The organism is Paenibacillus durus ATCC 35681 (genome assembly GCF_000993825.1).
In the GTDB taxonomy this organism is placed as follows: Bacteria; Bacillota; Bacilli; order Paenibacillales; family Paenibacillaceae; genus Paenibacillus_AQ; species Paenibacillus_AQ durus_B.
This window is the reverse complement of sequence record NZ_CP011114.1, coordinates 3,951,909-3,969,500: the sequence shown is the minus strand read 5'-3', so window position 1 is coordinate 3,969,500 and position 17,592 is coordinate 3,951,909. Positions and strand designations below refer to the sequence as shown.

Genomic DNA, 17,592 nt, shown 5'->3' with positions numbered 1-17,592 from the left:
GTTTTTTTTCCTGATCACTGGGATTAAGTCAATTGCATCGTAGAAATACAGGTATTGTCGTCTTCAAAGGTAGAAATGTCAGATTCGCTGATTTTGCCGCCATGCTCAATTTTGACGTGGAAGGTTTGGTCGCGCGGGAGCCAAAAATCGATAAATCCATTGTCGAAAGATTGGAGTACATCTTTAATCACGACCTTGCCGTCCCGATCCGTTATGGTTACGTTGAATTTCTCATTCGTCATTTCTCCCTGACAGCCCGTCAAGCTATGAGTGGCACAGGGATGCGTCTTATTGACATAAGGAGCAATGGAAACGAAAAATTCGTTCTGGGGCAGGGTATAGGTTGATTTGTCATTGTTGTCCGCAGTCACGGTAAGCTGATGTGATGTAATCGATGCAGATTTAGCGTTAAGCTTCCCTGAGCTGTAGTTATTTACCAATTGTTTGATGTCAGGGGCCGTCTGCTTTGCAGTCTCCTTTGTTTTGTTCCCGCCTGCGATGATGTATGCTCCCAATACGACTGCAATCAAAGCCGCAGCTATAAAAATCTTCTTTCTCATTCTCTGAACTCCTTTTCTCGCGTTGAACTCTTCTTCAAGGTCATATAAAGCACCCGCCTGTGAATTGTAATTTAGATTGGCGCCGATTTGCAATATCGTTTGGCACAATAAAGTCCGTTCTGATCATCAAGCGGCGATCTTCTGATAGTAAATCTACAACCTTGCCGGTTGATGCCAAAGGCAGAAAGGATATGATCAAGCACAAATAAGCGCCCTCTACCTTTATACAGGTTCAGGCGCTTATTTTTTTAAATCACTTGAATCTCTGATAGAGAATGGATTAAAAAATCTGCATGCGGAGACAAATCCTTTTCCGAGCCTTCGTACGTAATGAGGCCGATTCCGACGCTGCCGGCAGCTTTCGCCATTTGGACGTCCGCCACGGAATCACCGACAATGGCCAGCTCCCCAGGTGAAATCTTCAGCATTGCGCAAGCTTTATGCACCATTTCCGGGTCCGGTTTTCCTTTGCTTACTTGCTCGGGGGTTATGACAAAATCAAGCAAATGATCGACTTTCAGCATCTGCATGAGCCGTGATGTGCGTTCGTAAGCATCCGATGTCATGATCCCGACAGATATCCCTTGGGAATGCAAATTATGAAATATATCAGGCACGTTATCCGTCGAGTGGAAAGCATGCTCCAATTGAAGCTGCCGGTCGGCGTTCGCAAAAATTTGCTGCGCCCTTTGCTTGCATTCGAACCAGGACCATCCCTTCAGACGATAAAGGAGCCCCGCAGTCAGAATGATTTCCTCAAGCGTCGTGGCTACCGCTAGCACCCCGGTGTAGTCAATGTGATCCGGTTGTGTAAACCCCATCATGGCGCTCCACTCATCACCGTATTCGGGACCTGCAAGACGTGTAAATTCGCTCTTTCTCAATTCATCAATGTAGGACCAGAATTTCACGGAATCGAACAAGGTGCCGTCTTTGTCGAAAGCTACCGCCCGAACATGTAAGATTTCGGAACCAACCCATATTTTTTTGCCATCCTGCATCTAAACTCATGCCTCCTTATGCTACTTGATGTGTGTCTGCAAATGCTGTTCGATGCGTTCTTTATCTCCACTGCGAATCAGTTGAAGCATCTCACGATGTTCTTCCACTACGGTTTGCAAGGAGGAATGGCTGTAGCCCTGAATGAGAAAACGTGCGTGGAGCTTGCCGGAGATGCTGTTCCAGATGCGGAACATGGCAGGTGAAACACATTGTTCTACAATCCGTTCGTGAAATTTCAGATCCAGATTCGAGAGACGGTCCAGATCATCCTGGTCGCTCGCTTCCTGCATATTCAGAATAATGTTGTCCAAAAAGGCAAAATCGTCGGCTGTCAGCACGCTAACAGCCTTCTGTGCCGCAAACAATTCGAAATTGCGCCGGGTAGGCACGAGCAAATGAATAACTTCCTCTTCGGAAAGGTCAACAACGACCGTCTCCCGGTAAGGATGGGAAATGACCAAGCCTTCTTGTTCCAAAATTCGGATTGCCTCGCGAATCGGACCGCGGCTGACGTTCATCTGCTTGGAGATCTCCACCTCGCGCAATCGGGCCCCCGGTTCGAGATGCCCCTTGATTATGGCTTCGCGAATTTCCTGGTAAACAAATTGACGCAAAGAAACGGTATCATTTTTTTTAAACTGAAAGCTTTCCAAATCATTAGGATTTGTCATAAGAATCTCCGATCTGATTATTGTTTACAATAAACAATGTACTTGCTTCAATAAAATACTGTCAACGAGATTAATTACCCTGTGAGCAGTGATAAGCATATTATACACCAAAATAGATTGTTGACAATCTACAAATGACACTCTATATTATTGTCATGAAACATTACACCCGGCAGGAGGAGATATGACGTGAAAATCACAAAAGTCGAAGCAATCCCTGTAAGACAAAGCAGTACGATTGAATTAATCAATGACAGTGCCCAGGATGGAATCATTATTAAGGTGCATACGGATGAAGGAATTACCGGGATTGGCGAAGTGGATTCGGCTCCGTGGGTAGTCAAATCCATTATTGATACGCCTTCCTCCCACCGCATTTGCCGAGGGCTTGGGGAAATGCTTATTGGAGAGAATCCTTTCGAAATCGAACGCATCTGGGAGAAGCTGTATGTTGGAAGCACGTTCTATGGCAGAAGGGGAGTCGTCATCCATGCCATCAGCGGGATTGATATCGCACTGTGGGATATTATGGGCAAGGCACTGAATCTGCCGGTGTACAAGCTGCTTGGAGGCGCGCAGCGCGGCAAGGTTCGGGCGTATGCAAGCACCTTGATGCCTTATACCCCGCAGGAGGCCTATGACGAAACGAAGAAGTGGGCCGAGCAAGGCTATACGGCGATCAAACTGGGCTGGGGCGGATTCGAGCAGGGTAACCGGGAGATTGTGGAATTGGTAAAAGCGTCCCGCGAAGCGGCGGGGCCGAACATTGATTTGTTGTTCGATCTCGGCTTTATCCCGTCCGACGACCACCCGATCGACGCCGCCTCGCGTATGGCGCTCGTCAAAGAGCTTGAGCCTTTCGCTCCTTACTGGATCGAAGAACCGCTCTTTGCCGACGATTACGAAGGATACCGCAAATTGGCGGAATCAACCTCCATCCGCATCGCCGGCGGAGAAAATGAAACGACGCGCTACGGCTTCAAAGAGCTGATCGAGCAAGGCGGAGTCGATATTGTCCAGCCGGATGTGACCCGCTGCGGAGGACTCAGCGAAGCGAAGAGAATTGCCCAGCTTGCCCATGCGCACCATATTACCTGTGTGCCCCATGCCTGGAGCAGCGGAATCGTTGTGGCCGCCTCCCTGCATTTGGTCACGGCCATACCGAACGGCGCTTTGCTGGAATACTGTGTAGCCGAGACGCCAATCCGTCTGGAAATGCTGCTTAGCGACGTTACCGTCAAGGACGGGTATGCCGAAGTTACCGACAAGCCCGGTTTGGGCGTTGAGTTGAATGAAGAGGCGCTGGAGAAATACCGCTGTGACCGATAGAACCAGGGGCTTATTTCCGTAAAACCGTCAATTGAAAGCCAGAATGCCAATGGAGGAGATATAATGGCGGGCATGATGAGAGCACTTATATGGGAAGGGGACGGGATTCTGGCTCTAAGAGAGGTCCCGATTCCCGAGATTCGTCCCACCGAGGTACTGGTTCGTGTAAGCTATACCGGTGTCTGCGCCACGGATGTTGAAATCATAAAGGGCAAGTTCCCCTATTCCCCGCCTTATATATTAGGTCATGAAATAACCGGGAAAGTAATTGAGACGGGCGGTAATGTCAAAGAATTGAAAGAGGGAGACAGGGTCGTAATTGATCCGGGGGTGCCTTGCGGCGAATGTTTTTTTTGCAAAGCTTCACAGCCGGAATTTTGCGCGAATTATTGTGAGCTTGGGATCAACGAAAACGGCGGATGGGCCGATTATGTCAGGGTTCCGGCAAAAAGCGCACACAAAATTCCGGTTGAAATGAGCGATGTTTCGGCTGCGATTTTCGAACCTATGGCTTGTCCCTTTGGAGCTGTGGATAATGCAGGCCTCCTGCCCGGGGAGCATGTGCTCATTTACGGAGACGGCCCCGCCGCCTTGTATTTTACGCAAATCGCCAAAATGATGGGAGCCGGACGCATCTGCGTCGTTTACAAACTTCCGGAGCGCGCGGAATTACTTCAAAGATTCGGAGCAGACGACCTGATCCCATTCGATGTGCAGTCCGCCGCACTCAAAGAGCATCCGAGCATACGTGACAGGGGTGGCTTTCAGTTGGTCATCGACGCCGTCGGTTTGTCGGATACCGTCAAAGATGCGGTTCGATATGCCAGCACAGGCGGCAGGATTATCTTGTACGGTTTTAATGATAGTCATACCGATCATTTTCCGCACAGAGAAATCATTTTTAAAGGCATCCGTATTTTCGGTCGGACCAATTCCCCTGCCGTCTGGTCCAGGGCGATCGAATGTGTGGCGCGTAATCAAATCGAGTTGAATCCATTGGTAGAACGGGTGGTATCTCCGGAAGAGGCGAAAGAGATTCTGCTTGCCGGCAACCTTAACGGTCTAAAGACAATCATTTCTTGGGCAGATTAATTAAGGGAGGAAGAACATGAAACTGAAACATGTACTGATTGTTCTGATGTCTGTAGTCATTCTGGTTGGGCTCAGCGGATGTGGCGGCAACGCAAGCTCCACAAATTCAGGCGCCGGAACGGCAAGCTCTGCTGCTCCCGCAAATGGCGGCGAGGATGTGGCGAAGTTCAAAGGTGAAACGATTAATGTGCTGTCCTGGGAAGGATATCAGGAAGATGAATGGGTGAAGCCTTTTGAACAAAAATACGGCGTAACCGTTAAAGTCACTTATGCCGGCAGCGTTGATGAAATGTTCGCCAAAGCAGCGTCCGGTTCTGTAAAGTACGACCTGATTTTCATGGATGGCGGGTCCGTGAACCGATACTACAAAATGAATTTGATTCAACCGATTGACTTGGCGAAGCTCCCGAATACAAATCAGCTAATCGCAAATATGAAGTCGCTCAACGATAAGCACGTAGTAAAGGACGGAAAGACCTATGCGGTTCCGTTTGCCTGGGGTTCGCTGCCTATGATGGTCAACACGGATAAAATCAAAGAACCGATTGACTCTTGGAACGCATTGTGGGATCCGAAGTACAGCGGAAAAATCGTTACCCTGGACGATGCGGCTAATCAAACGGCAATGACAGCGATGCTTCTTGGCTTCAAAGATCCGTATAACCTGACGGACGAGCAGCTGGATCAAGTGAAGAGCAAATTGCTCGAACAGAAACCGCTGGTTCGTACCTATTACGCCGGCTTTGAAGACGGAAAAAATCTGATGGCAAGCGACGAAGGCTGGATCGGCTTCTCTATGGGACCGACAATGATCACAGATCTTCAAAAAGAAGGCAAGAATGTCGTAGAAGTGATTCCGAAAGAAGGGGCTTTGGTGTGGATTGACAATGCGGTCATCGGCAAGGATGCCAAAGATCCCGAACTGGTCCACGTATATATCGATTATCTGATTTCGTCGGAAGTTCAGGCGCAGCTGATCAAGAAGACGAGCTACGGCGGGGTGAATGCCGATTCGGCAAACAAGCTGACCGACGAGGAGAAAAAGGTTTCGCATATGGATGATCCGAATTATTTCAACAACCTTGTGTACGTAGCTTTCCCGGAAAGCTTTGAAAAACGCGTGAAGTTGTGGAATGAAGTTAAAGCGGCCCAATAACCGATTCATCTGCATGAAAGGGTGCGGCTTTACGGCCGCAGCCTTGCTTTGGAAAGGAGAGACCCCATGATCAATCAAGAACAGGCTGTAGTGGAGCTGCGTCAGGTGACGAAACGATTTGGCAATTACGAGGCAATCAAAAATTTAAACTTGTCGATCAGAAGAGGGGAATTTTTTTCCATTGTGGGACCGAGCGGTTGCGGTAAAACGACGACGCTGAAAATGATAGCGGGATTCGATCATGCGACCGAGGGGGCGGTATATCTATCCGGAACCTCGGCTAACCATATTCCTCCCTACAAGCGGAATGTGAACACCGTGTTTCAAAACTATGCCCTTTTTCCCCATATGACAGTCTATGACAACGTGGCCTATCCTCTGAAACTCAGGAAGGTGCCGAAGAATGAGATTCGTTCCAGAGTGATCGAAAGCTTGAAGATGGTAAGTATGGACCCATTTCTCGACCGTTCTCCGAATCAGCTCAGCGGCGGACAGAAGCAGCGTGTCGCGTTAGCCCGGGCACTCATTTCCAAACCGGAAGTTCTGCTGCTGGATGAGCCGCTTTCCGCGCTCGATTTTCACCTAAGGCAAGAAATGCAGCGGGTGCTGAAGCATCTGCAAAGGGAAGTGGACATCACTTTCGTGTACATCACGCACGATCAGGGGGAAGCGCTGAGCCTGTCGGACCGTATTGCCGTAATGAAGAACGGCGTGCTGCATCAAGTGGGTTCGCCAGAGGAGATTTACGAAATGCCCCAAACGAGCTTCGTTGCCGGTTTTATCGGAAAATCCAATCTGATTAAAGGAAGAATGGAAGGGCCAACCCGCTTTGTGAGTGACGCCGGGCTTCAAGCGATGACAAATGAGGCTTCGAATCTCTCGGGAGAGCCGCATGTTTACATTTCGGTCCGTCCTGAGAAGCTCCGGACCTCCAAAGACGATGAACGGTATGTTAACCGTCTCAGCGCGGTCTTCGTGGAAGAAACCTATTATGGCGCGGATAGAGAGTTGACGTTCAGAGAGGCTGGAGGAACACATATTCTGATGAAGCAGCAGAAGGACGACGGGAATGTGAAATTCTCTGCGGGAGAGAGCGTGAATCTGTTCTTCCGTCCGGAGGATGCGATTATCGTCAAAGAGTGGAGGAGTTAAGATGTACGGGAAAAACCTGATGCTGATTATGATTTCCGTGTGGGTACTCTTGTTCATCGTCCTGCCTGTTTCTGCGATGCTGCTGTTCAGCTTCTGGAGCATTGATAATTTCCAGGTCATTCACAGCTTTAGTATTCAAAATTATTCAAAAATTTTCCAAGATCCGATATACTTGTCGTTGCTTTGGAAAACGATCAAGCTGGCTTTGATTGTCGCGGCGCTGTCGGTGCTCATCAGCTATCCGTTGGCATTGTTCGTCAATCACCGGAGAGGAACCTTGAAGACGATCCTGTTTCTTGGGGTATTGGCTCCTTTGTGGGTGGGTTATTTGGTGCGGATCTATTCCTGGAGGTCGATTTTGGGAGAGTCCGGGTTCATTAACTCGCTCTTGGTATTGACGGGGATCTTAAAACAGCCTTCCTCGTCGCTATTGTTCAACAGCTCCGCAGTCGTCATCACGATGCTGTGCATTTCGATACCGTTCACTTTTATCCCGATCTATAGTGCCATCGAGAAAATTCCCGGCAATCTGCTGCAGGCCGCGGCAGATTTGGGAGCAGGCGGATCAAGGGCATTCTGGACAGTTGTCTTTCCCCTCAGTATGCCGGGTGTCGTGACGGGGTTTATGTTCGCCTTCATCACCTCGTTCGGCGACTACATGACACCCTCGCTGGTCGGAGGCACATCGGGAATTATGTATGGAAACATGATTCAAACGCAATTCGGCAACAGTTATAACTGGCCGCTCGGCGCGGCGCTTTCGATGATTATGCTGCTGTTCATATTGGCGGTAATTGCGGCAGCGCGCAAAATCGGGAACGTACAGGCTATCTTTGAGGAGTAGGGAGGCTGTTCATGAAGTATTTGAAATATGTGGGAGCGCTATTGTTTGCGTTCATCGTATACACCTTCTTGTATCTTCCGATTCTGGTGACGATCCTGTTCTCCTTCAATGAATCGAAAGTCCAGGTTCTGCCGATCAAGAAGCTGACATTCGATTGGTACAGGGGGTTGTTCTCGAATACGGAGCTCTGGGTTGCCGCGAAAAACAGTTTAATAGTTAGCCTGCCTGCCACGTTGTGCGCAATTGTCTTTGGTACACTGGCGGCCTACTTGTTTCAGCGGTACCGGATACGCGGGGGAACATTCCTGCAATTTTTGATTCTTCTTCCGTACATTTTACCGGGAATTATTATTGGGACATCACTCAATCTGCTGTTCAAGTTTCTGAAGGTGGATGCTTCTCTGATGACTGTCATTATCGGGCATATCACGTTTATTACACCAGTTGTAATGTTTCTGGTTATGGACCGTTTGAAAAGATTTGATCGGAATCTGGAGTTTGCATCTATGGATCTGGGTGCCTCGCCGATGCGGACCTTTCTGCTCATTACACTCCCGAATATCAGAAGCGCGGTGCTGGCCGGAGCGCTGCTCGGGCTGACGATTTCATTTGACGAAGTAGTTGTATCCTTCTTTCTGATTGGAACGGACAATACCCTGCCTATGCTCATCTGGTCCATGATCCGTCACGGCTATTCGCCGCAGATTAATGCGGTCTATACGTTGATCGTCTTATTTTCGTTATGCTTGATCGCGATCGCGGGCAGCAGACTGTTTGCGCAGCGGAATTCGAAGGCTATTACTGAGGAATAACTTGCGAGGGGTTCAAAATGGCAGAGCTATGCGTGCGGCCCATTATTTATAGGAACTATGGAAAATGTGTGGAAGTTACAAACGGCACGATAAGCCTCGTCGCAACGGTAGAGTTCGGACCGAGAATTATCCGCTTCGGCTTTACTGGCGGCGGTAATGTATTCTTTGAAGATACCGAGCGGCAGTTTAAAGAAGCAGGCGGGGATTTCTCGGTTGTCGGCGGAGGCGAATGGCATATTTACGGAGGACACCGGCTGTGGACGAGCCCGGAGTCTGTCCCCCGAACGACATACCCGGATAATGGACCCGTGCGGTGGCGAACGGCCGGAAATGGCATTGTGCTGACCCCTGATGCGGAAACCTGGACCCATGTGCAAAAAGAGATTGAGGTGCAGATGAATCCCGAAAGCGGCGAAGTTACGATTAATCATCGTATTACCAATACGGGGGCCTGGCCGGTCACCTTTGCTCCCTGGGCCTTGTCGGTCATGGCTGAGGGCGGTAAAGCGATCATTCCCCAGGCGAAACGAGAGACGCTCGAACTTCCAAATCGTGTGCTCGCTTTATGGCCCAAAAGTCAAATGAATGACCACCGTGTCTATTGGGGGGAGCATTATATCCTGCTGCAGCAGGATGCAACAGCGAAACCTTTTAAATTCGGAACCAATAATGATGAGGGCTGGGCCGCCTATTACAACAAGGGCCATTTATTTATCAAAAGCTACCAGCACAACGTTCATGCGGTTTATCCGGATTATGGAGTTTCGTTTGAATGCTGTACGAATCATCTTTTTCTGGAATTGGAGACGCTGGGTGAATTAAAGATCGTAGCGCCGCGGGAGACGGTATCGCATACGGAAAGTTGGAAATTGATTGGAAATGCAAGCTTGTCATTGGACAATGAAAACGAATTGGAATCGGCGATCCGTCCGTATTTGAACAATGAATATAACAATGGCTCGGAACTCAAGAATCCGGGTTAACAATAACCTGCTGCAAACTGCAAGCGTGAATGCCGTAAGAAGGCTAAGCCATGTGGTGCGGCAGGTTATTTTATCGGGCTTATTAACCGGAGATTTTGAATTTCACAAATGCACAATTTAGTTTACATTTTATTTCGTTTTAGTGTGCAAAACATTCTTATTTTTTCTGCTAGTTTCGGAGATACCAAGAGGATTTAATAGATTAATTTAGATAAAATATTGCATTTTTTGCATTTTAACGAAGAAAATTGCGCTTTTTAATAAACGTTTTAATTGGCAAATGAACAATTTATTTTTTACAAAATGTATTGACGCACGCTGAAGTCTTTGATAAATTGTAAATGCAGAAGGAAATAAGTGTTAATGAAAGCCCTTTCTTTTGTTCTCTTACTGCATTGAAATATAAAATTGTACAAGAATGGAGGTAAAGGCAATGCAGAACTCAGTACAAGTGGATTACAGAAAAAAAACGGTGATAAGACAAAAGAGCAACACGTTTGAATATTTGAAGAAGCATTACTTTCTTTATTTAATGCTCGCACCGGCTCTAATCCTGACCCTGATTTTTAAATACGGTCCTATGTATGGAGCAATTATCGCCTTTAAAGATTTCAGCCCGATCAAAGGAATTATGGGAAGTGAATGGGTAGGTTTGCATAACTTCGAGAAATTCCTATCTTCTCCTAATTTTACAGTTATATTTATGAATACGCTTAAATTAAGTCTTTTTGGTTTGATTTTGGGCTTTCCCGTCCCCATCCTGCTTGCTTTGATGTTGAATCAGGTGCGTAGGGCTGGAGTCAAAAAGAACATTCAATTGTTATTGTATGCCCCTAATTTCATTTCCGTTGTCGTTGTGGTTGGGATGCTGTTTATCTTCTTGTCCCCGACAGGACCGATCAACCAGCTGTTTAGCTTGATTACCAATGAACCGATTATGTTCATGTCCAAACCGGAGTATTTCCGCTGGATTTATATTCTTTCGGATATTTGGACGGGTGCGGGCTGGGCTTCAATTATCTATGTAGCCGCTCTTGCCAACGTTGATCCCGAGCTGCATAATGCGGCAAATCTGGATGGCGCTAATCTTCTTCAAAGAATCCGTCATATTGATCTCCCAATCATTCGCCCGATTATGGCCATTGTATTTATCCTTGCAGCGGGCAACATTATGTCGATTGGTTTTGAAAAGGCTTACTTAATGCAAACGGCAACGAACCTGCCGACAGCGGAGATTATTCCGACTTACGTTTACAAGATCGGTTTACAGGCCGGCGACTACGCATACTCATCCGCAGTAGGGTTGTTTAACTCAGTTATCAACGTTATCTTGCTCGTCACGGTTAACTTTATTGTGAAGAAACTAAATGAGGGTGAAGGTCTTTACTAAGAAAGGAGTCACAAGTCATGTTCATCAAACATTCCCGGCTGGACCGTCTTATTCTCGCGCTGAACTCTACCTTTTTGATTCTGGCCGTACTGATGGTCGTTCTTCCGCTCATTTATGTGGTCATCGCTTCCTTCATGGACCCGTCGGTACTGCTCAACCATGGATTATCGTTTAACATCTCGGACTGGTCATTGGAGGGATACAAAAAGATTCTGACCAATCCAGCCATGATACGAGGTTTTGGAAACGCTGTATTTTACGCCTCTGCATTTGCTATTCTTACCGTTATGGTCTCTATTTGCGCAGGATATGCCTTGTCGGATGACAGGCTAAAGGGAAGAAGCTTATTTATGACATTGTTCCTCATTACGATGTTTTTTGGAGGAGGACTTGTTCCAACATACCTGCTGGTCAAGAATCTGGGGCTGCTTAATACGGTGTGGGCTGTGATTATCCCCGGAGCGGTCAACATATGGAACATTATTTTGTCCAGAACCTTCTTCAAAGGAGTACCCAAAGAACTGAGGGAAGCAGCCAATGTGGACGGGGCGTCGGAGATGAAGATATTCCTCAGCGTTGTGCTACCGCTCTCCAAACCCATCATCTTCGTACTTGCTCTGTATGCCTTTGTCGGCCAGTGGAATTCCTACTTTGATGCCATGATCTATTTAGATAATCCGAGCCTTCACCCGCTGCAGCTCGTTCTGCGTTCCATCCTGATTCAGAATCAGGTAGATCCAAGCATGATCAGTGATCAGCTCGCCATGGCGGAAATGAAAAAATTGTCTGAAATCATCAAGTATGCGGCGATTGTTGTGTCCAGTTTGCCTCTCCTGGTGATGTATCCGTTCTTTCAAAAGTATTTTGAAAAGGGTGTCATGGTCGGTTCCCTTAAATAGGAAACGAACTGCACATAGATGGAATATTTTCATTCATCCTAATTTGGAGGTCATATGCTATGAAAAGATTAAAAAAATCAAAAGTTTTAGCAAAAGCAGCTTCCGTCTCTGTACTTGCTTCTCTCGTAATCCTTACTGCATGCAGCAGCGGAGGGGGAGGGAGTGCGGCGAGTGAAAAACAAGATCCCAACGGTAAAATAACCCTGAATTTTATTACGCAAAGCTCACCACTTGCACCAGCCGATCCCAATGAAAAGCTGATCAATAAACGTCTCGAAGAAAAAACAAATGTTCATATTAATTGGAAAAACTTCACCAAAGATGTGTTTGTGGAAAAAAGAAATCTGGCGGTTGCAGGCGGCGATCTTCCCGATGCGATTTTCAATGCGGACTACAGCGATTACGAGCTGCTCAAGCTCGCTAAAAACGGCACCCTCATTCCGCTGAATGATCTGATCGACAAGCATATGCCCAACTTAAAAAAAGTGCTGGAAGAAGCCCCTGAATACAAGGCCATGATTACGGCGCCGGACGGCAACATTTATGGATTTCCATGGATTGAAGAGCTGGGTGAAGGCAAAGAACGAATTCAAGCTGTAGACAGCATGCCTTGGATCAATGTGGATTGGCTCAAGAAGCTTGGGCTGAAAATGCCGACAACAACGGAAGAACTGAAGAAAGTACTGATCGCGTTCAAGACACAAGACCCGAACGGCAACGGTCAGGCGGATGAAATTCCGTTGTCCTTTATTAACAAGCCGGGTGCGGAGGATCTGACTTACCTCTTTGCCGCTTTCGGAGAAGGCGAGAATCCGGACCATGCGATTGTAAGCAATGATGGCAAAGTGATCTTTGCGCCGGCGGATGAAGGCTATAAAAACGGTGTTTCCTATATCAATGAGCTGTATAAAGAAGGCCTGATTGATGTGGAAGCGTATACACAGGATTGGAGCACTTACCTGGCTAAAGGGAAGGCGCAGAGATACGGTCTTTACTTCTCTTGGGATAAAGCCAACATCTCCGGAGCAACCGAGTCTTATCAAGTATTGCCGCCGCTCGCAGGACCCGATGGTCAAATTAACGTAGCCCGTACCAACGGTCTTGGTCTTGCCCGTGGCAAAATGGTTGTTACAAGCGCGAATAAAAACCTGGAAGCGACTGCAAAATGGGTCGATCAGCTGTATGATCCGGTTCAGTCCGTGCAGGACAACTGGGGAACCTATGGGGACACCAAGCAGCAGAACATCTTTGAATTTGATGAAGCCAAAGGCATGCTGAAGCATCTACCGCTCGAAGGCGCGGCTCCCGTTGAACTTCGCGAAAAAACGAGCATCGGCGGACCGCTGGCTGTTCTTAATTCCTACTATGGCAAGTACACGACCGTGCCGGATGACGCCAAAGGCCGAATGGATATCATCAAGAAGATCATGGCCCCGCACATGAAAGAGGAAAACGTAATGCCAAGCGTATTCAACTCGATTGAAGAGCTTGACCGCCTCACGACGATTGAAGCCGACCTGTTCGCCTATGTCCTCAGAATGCGTACAGAATGGTACCAGAACGGCAAAGTGAATGAGCAGTGGGGAGATTACCAGAAAGAACTGAAACGCCTCGGTTTGGATGAATGGCTGAAGATCAAACAGGACGGTTATGACAGAGCTACGAAAAAATAAACGATAGACGGTAGAGGCCGTGTTCCATGCAGTTATGCTGCTGAACACGGCCTTTTGCTATTATTTGCCGGATGTGGTTATAACTTCGGTATAAGCCGATTGGATGTAATCCAAAGCGGAAAGATGCTTCACGATATTGTTAACCAGTGTCGTAAGAACCAGTAGGCTGACGAGAACGATTAGTATCGTTTGTAAGGTACGGTTCACTGCGTCTCTCACAAATCCGGCTGCTAGAAGAAAGAAAGCAAACAGAAAATGACCGGCATACAAATACAAGTCATACTTGTACGTAGCCAGGCCGAAGCCGCGGATGATGTGCAGCCAAAAGGCAAAAAGAATATATACGGCCAAAGACCACGCCTCCCGGGTGCGGATGCCTCTAATCCAACCGAGTACAGCCAGGGCGATCAGTCCGAGGCCCGCAGCATGGACATAAAGCGGATAAGGCTTGTTTACGTCCGTGCCAAAGGCGACGATTCCGGGATCAATCAAGGTGATATTCGGCGTAAGCACCGGGTTGACCGCCAGCATGTGAAATACGCCAGAGTTCTGGGCGAATGAAAAAGGCGCGACATAACGCAATGCCCCGTTTGACATACCTCCAGCAAGGTCTGATATCCATGTTTTTCCGGAAAATACAACATACTGCAGACCTGTGAATGCAATGAGCAGCAGCAGGGAACCGGCCATAATGAGCGCAAACCGCGTTAAAGTCTTTTTCATGTGTCCGGGATTAAACATACTGATAAACAGCGCACCGGTGAAGGTAATCAGATTTGTGGCCGTGATCCCGAAGTTAATCAGCGTCAGGAAGGCTCCGGTCAATACCGGGAATGAGGCCAAGTCACGCCCTTTCTGCAAATAGGCGGCAGATAATACAATCACGAGCTGGGCATAGGGATAAGAATCCGGAATGAACGCAGAAAAGAGGCTGTATGAGCTAACGCCGAAAAAAACGGAAAAAAGAATGGATATCCATAGATTTGCTCCGCTTTTACGCAGAATAAAAAAAATAAGAACAGCGGTGAACGCATTTATGGCCGATTGCAGCAGGAGGAAAAGGGAATTTCCGAGCCAATGGGCGGACAAATCGGTGAACGGAGCGGTCAGGAAGTTGTATAAAGGGTGAATGACGGATGCCGCGGAGCTGCCGTATTCCATGGAAGGGTCAAAGTTAAACAAGTTCAGAGTAAAGGGAGCGCTGTAAAATGGACTGACGGCACCCAGCATATCGGCATTCTCTTTTATGTACTGAACGTAAGGCATATTAACAAGTATGTACCCCACAAAAAAAACGAGCCAAAGGGCCGCTGCTATGCGGTTATCCTTCTTGTTGCGAAAATAATAGCTGTAAAAAGACATATTCAACCACCAATCTCGACACGTATTATTTTTTACCACAGGAGGAGAAGCAGGCCGGAAATAATAAAGACGACGCCGGCAATTTTCAGGATGCTGATCGTCTCTTTGAAAAAGACCTTTGCAAACAGAAGCGCCCAAAGAAAGGTAAGAGCGTTGGCCGGCATGACAAGTGTATATTGAAGCTTGCCCAGCAAGTAAATGTTCAGGAGTGCGCCGATCCCGTATGAAGCGAAGCCAAAGAACATCAGGGAATAGCGCTTCCTTGAAGTGAATCCTTTGAAGAACACACTGCCGAGCGAACCGAACAGCGTCATCACTAGGAGGAGCACATAGAGCAGCGGTTCATTTTTCATAGGAGGTTAAAGTCACCCCGATCCCGAGAAGTATGACGGCCGCCAACTTCCTTAGCGTAATCGGTTCGCCCAGAAACATATCCCCGTAAATTAACGCGACAATATAGCTAATGCTCATAAGCGGATAGGCCACAGACAGCTTTACCCGCGCCAACGATTGAATCATGAAGACCGCCCCGAGCCCGTAGCAGGCAAAGCCCAGAGCCATAAAGAGAATGTCGCTGTGTCCCCACTTCCAGAACAGTTGTCCGGTTGCCGTTAAACAAGCGGAAACAATCATGAGCCATTTGCCGATGTGCCGGGAATTTCCCGTCTTCAGAAACTCCATGTACATCCCTCGCAACCTAATATTATTCAAAGTAAGCCAGAATGGCGACGATGCTGACCACATAGAGAATGACCGTGATCAGAATGTGGCGGTCCTCAAATAGTACCTTGTCGGGGGCCCCGCCTTTTTTCTCCACGTGGATCAGATACAAGTACCGGAACATGCCGTAGATGACAAGCGGAATCGTCCACATGAGATGAATGGTGCGACCGGACGTAAACGTAAATAGCGAATAGCTGATAATGGTGGCCGTCGTCACGATGCCGCTTAATTGATCCAGCAGTTCGTAGGAATACCGCTCCAACACCTTACGGTGAGACCCCTTGTCATTTTGCAGCAAAAAAAGCTCATGCCGTCTTTTCCCGATAGCGAGGAACAGAGAGAGGAGCATCGTACATAGCAGAAACCAGGGGGTGAACGGGACGTGTATAACCAATCCGCCCGCAATGGCGCGCAATACAAATCCTGCCGCAATAATCATGATATCAATGATGACGACATGCTTGAGCCGGATGGAATAAGCAACATTTATGCCAAAGTAAATAGCGAGCAGAAGCGTAAACAAAGGATTCAACAAGTAAGACAGTGCGAGCGAACCGGCCATAATCAGCGCTCCGAAGGCTAGAGCCATTTGCGGATGCAGTTCTCCGGAAGCCATCGGACGGTAACGCTTGACGGGGTGGTTCCGGTCAGCGTCCCTGTCGATGTAGTCATTCACGATATATACGCATCCTGACACGAAGCATAGGAGCAAGAAGCCGGCAAGACTGTTGATCATGACTGCGGGAGTGACCGTTTCGAAAGAGAACAGGGGGGCGGCGAACACTAGCAGGTTTTTGGTCCACTGGTTGGGACGGAGCTGCTTGAAGAGAAGCAGGGGTAGCTGCTTGTGAAGCACAGGTGTATTGACAAATTCATTTAGCGGGGACTGCACAAAAAGGGCCTCCTAGATAATAGAATAGCTTATTTTCACAAGAAAAATAGTGATTAAATTCCATTTATTATAGCATATTTCGATCTGTTCTATCAGTTTTTTCACTAAATTGATTGAAAGTTAGCGAAAAATGTAACACTTCCCAAAAACAACGATGACAGTACTAGCCTTTCCGCCGGTAATAAGAAGGGCTCTTGCCTTCGACGGTTTTGAAAAATCGGCTGAACGCGTGAATGCTGGAAAATCCCATGTTCTCGGCGATGATGGTCAGCGGGTCAGCGGTGAACTGGATCATATGCCGGGCCGCGTGCGCGCGCATGAGCTGATGATACTGGATGGGACTCATGCCGAAAGCCTGCTGAAACAGGCGGACCAGATAGTGCTTGCTGATTCCGGACATTCTTGCGATTTCATCCAGGCTGACTTTGCGGTTCGTATTGTGCATTAGATATTGTTTAATATGCATCAGGGCATGCATGTTGGTTTCGACATGGGAGTTCAGGCTCCAGTAATTTTCGCGCAGCAGTTGAGTCCACAGCTGAATGAACAATCCTTTGACTTTGAACTCGTAAAAAGGCATTTTCGTTTCATATTCGTAGATGATGTCGAGCAGCATTTTTTCAATAAACACCGGATTCTTCAGCCGGAGGTGGCTGGATAAAGGAACGGGCATCTCATCGATAATATCCGGGCGGAAATAAGCCAATTCCTCGGGCTCGATTTCTTCAATCGGCCGGAACGACACCTTCACCTTCTCGCTGTCCTCCGTATAAAAGAAGTCAAAATGGATATGGGGCTGGCGGAGGCGCTGTTTGCCGACCTTCTTGATTTTATGCCGCTGCTTCGGCCGGAACAGAAAAATGTCGCCGCGAACGCCTTCATAGACCGCATCCTCGATCGTTACGATCACCTTGCCCTCCATAATGTACAGCAGCTCATAATCGAACAATTGCCTCTCTTTGATAACCCAGGAACCTTCGACAATATTATCCATCGCTACACGAATGTAAGGCGAAATTTGGTGCAGAATCATGATGATCAACTCCTTTCCC

Annotated in this window: 18 protein-coding genes; 10 read left to right on the top strand and 8 right to left on the bottom strand. The window is 47.7% G+C overall.

Annotation, left to right across the window (positions count from 1 at the left end; translation table 11 throughout):
- Window positions 1-23 precede the first annotated feature (23 nt).
- The 3 genes from VK70_RS18510 to VK70_RS18500 all read right to left on the bottom strand — a co-directional run bounded on the left by VK70_RS18510 (window position 24) and on the right by VK70_RS18500 (window position 2,233).
- The gene (locus VK70_RS18510; RefSeq protein ID WP_025696592.1) at window positions 24-560 is read right to left on the bottom strand and encodes a CueP family metal-binding protein; all 537 of its coding nucleotides are present in this window, start codon (window positions 558-560) and stop codon (window positions 24-26) included.
- A 248-nt stretch (window positions 561-808) separates the two neighbouring features.
- On the bottom strand, window positions 809-1,561 hold the full coding sequence (locus VK70_RS18505) for an HAD family hydrolase (RefSeq protein WP_025696590.1): 753 nt from the start codon (window positions 1,559-1,561) through the stop codon (window positions 809-811).
- Window positions 1,562-1,582: 21 nt separating this feature from the next.
- A complete protein-coding gene (locus VK70_RS18500) occupies window positions 1,583-2,233 on the bottom strand; it encodes a GntR family transcriptional regulator (RefSeq protein WP_025696588.1) in 651 nt (216 codons plus the stop codon).
- Window positions 2,234-2,422: 189 nt separating this feature from the next.
- Here VK70_RS18500 and VK70_RS18495 point away from each other — a divergent pair, with 189 nt between their 5' ends.
- From VK70_RS18495 to VK70_RS18450, 10 genes are all read left to right on the top strand, one after another.
- Window positions 2,423-3,562 carry a mandelate racemase/muconate lactonizing enzyme family protein gene (locus VK70_RS18495; RefSeq protein WP_025696586.1) on the top strand — a complete coding sequence of 380 codons (1,140 nt, stop codon included), beginning with the start codon at window positions 2,423-2,425 and terminating at the stop codon, window positions 3,560-3,562.
- Between the two features lie 72 nt (window positions 3,563-3,634).
- A complete protein-coding gene (locus VK70_RS18490; protein WP_158454077.1) occupies window positions 3,635-4,654 on the top strand; it encodes a zinc-dependent alcohol dehydrogenase in 1,020 nt (339 codons plus the stop codon).
- A 16-nt stretch (window positions 4,655-4,670) separates the two neighbouring features.
- A complete protein-coding gene (locus VK70_RS18485; protein WP_025696582.1) occupies window positions 4,671-5,810 on the top strand; it encodes an ABC transporter substrate-binding protein in 1,140 nt (379 codons plus the stop codon).
- A 66-nt stretch (window positions 5,811-5,876) separates the two neighbouring features.
- The gene (locus VK70_RS18480; protein WP_036641190.1) at window positions 5,877-6,962 is read left to right on the top strand and encodes an ABC transporter ATP-binding protein; all 1,086 of its coding nucleotides are present in this window, start codon (window positions 5,877-5,879) and stop codon (window positions 6,960-6,962) included.
- 1 nt (window position 6,963) lies between these two features.
- Window positions 6,964-7,806 carry an ABC transporter permease gene (locus tag VK70_RS18475; RefSeq protein WP_025696578.1) on the top strand — a complete coding sequence of 281 codons (843 nt, stop codon included), beginning with the start codon at window positions 6,964-6,966 and terminating at the stop codon, window positions 7,804-7,806.
- An 11-nt stretch (window positions 7,807-7,817) separates the two neighbouring features.
- Window positions 7,818-8,618, top strand: coding sequence for an ABC transporter permease (locus VK70_RS18470; RefSeq protein WP_025696576.1), 801 nt, complete (start codon window positions 7,818-7,820; stop codon window positions 8,616-8,618).
- A 17-nt stretch (window positions 8,619-8,635) separates the two neighbouring features.
- Complete coding sequence (locus tag VK70_RS18465; protein WP_025696574.1) at window positions 8,636-9,601, top strand: hypothetical protein; 966 nt, start codon at window positions 8,636-8,638, stop codon at window positions 9,599-9,601.
- Window positions 9,602-10,133: 532 nt separating this feature from the next.
- Window positions 10,134-10,991: an ABC transporter permease gene (locus tag VK70_RS18460; protein ID WP_411431709.1), complete on the top strand. Its 858-nt coding sequence runs from the start codon at window positions 10,134-10,136 to the stop codon at window positions 10,989-10,991.
- A 17-nt stretch (window positions 10,992-11,008) separates the two neighbouring features.
- Window positions 11,009-11,890: a carbohydrate ABC transporter permease gene (locus VK70_RS18455; protein ID WP_025696570.1), complete on the top strand. Its 882-nt coding sequence runs from the start codon at window positions 11,009-11,011 to the stop codon at window positions 11,888-11,890.
- A 59-nt stretch (window positions 11,891-11,949) separates the two neighbouring features.
- Complete coding sequence (locus VK70_RS18450) at window positions 11,950-13,563, top strand: ABC transporter substrate-binding protein (RefSeq protein ID WP_025696569.1); 1,614 nt, start codon at window positions 11,950-11,952, stop codon at window positions 13,561-13,563.
- A gap of 60 nt (window positions 13,564-13,623) precedes the next feature.
- On the opposite strand, the gene VK70_RS18445 is transcribed toward VK70_RS18450, so the two are convergent.
- From VK70_RS18445 to VK70_RS18425, 5 genes are all read right to left on the bottom strand, one after another.
- On the bottom strand, window positions 13,624-14,925 hold the full coding sequence (locus VK70_RS18445; RefSeq protein WP_025696568.1) for a DUF6080 domain-containing protein: 1,302 nt from the start codon (window positions 14,923-14,925) through the stop codon (window positions 13,624-13,626).
- A gap of 32 nt (window positions 14,926-14,957) precedes the next feature.
- Complete coding sequence (locus VK70_RS18440; protein WP_025696566.1) at window positions 14,958-15,278, bottom strand: EamA family transporter; 321 nt, start codon at window positions 15,276-15,278, stop codon at window positions 14,958-14,960.
- Window positions 15,268-15,606 carry an EamA family transporter gene (locus tag VK70_RS18435; RefSeq protein WP_025696565.1) on the bottom strand — a complete coding sequence of 113 codons (339 nt, stop codon included), beginning with the start codon at window positions 15,604-15,606 and terminating at the stop codon, window positions 15,268-15,270. The genes VK70_RS18440 and VK70_RS18435 overlap by 11 nt, the downstream gene beginning before the upstream one ends.
- A gap of 22 nt (window positions 15,607-15,628) precedes the next feature.
- Window positions 15,629-16,540: a decaprenyl-phosphate phosphoribosyltransferase gene (locus VK70_RS18430; RefSeq protein WP_025696564.1), complete on the bottom strand. Its 912-nt coding sequence runs from the start codon at window positions 16,538-16,540 to the stop codon at window positions 15,629-15,631.
- A gap of 163 nt (window positions 16,541-16,703) precedes the next feature.
- Window positions 16,704-17,573 carry a helix-turn-helix domain-containing protein gene (locus VK70_RS18425; protein ID WP_025696562.1) on the bottom strand — a complete coding sequence of 290 codons (870 nt, stop codon included), beginning with the start codon at window positions 17,571-17,573 and terminating at the stop codon, window positions 16,704-16,706.
- Between the last annotated feature and the right edge of the window lie 19 nt (window positions 17,574-17,592).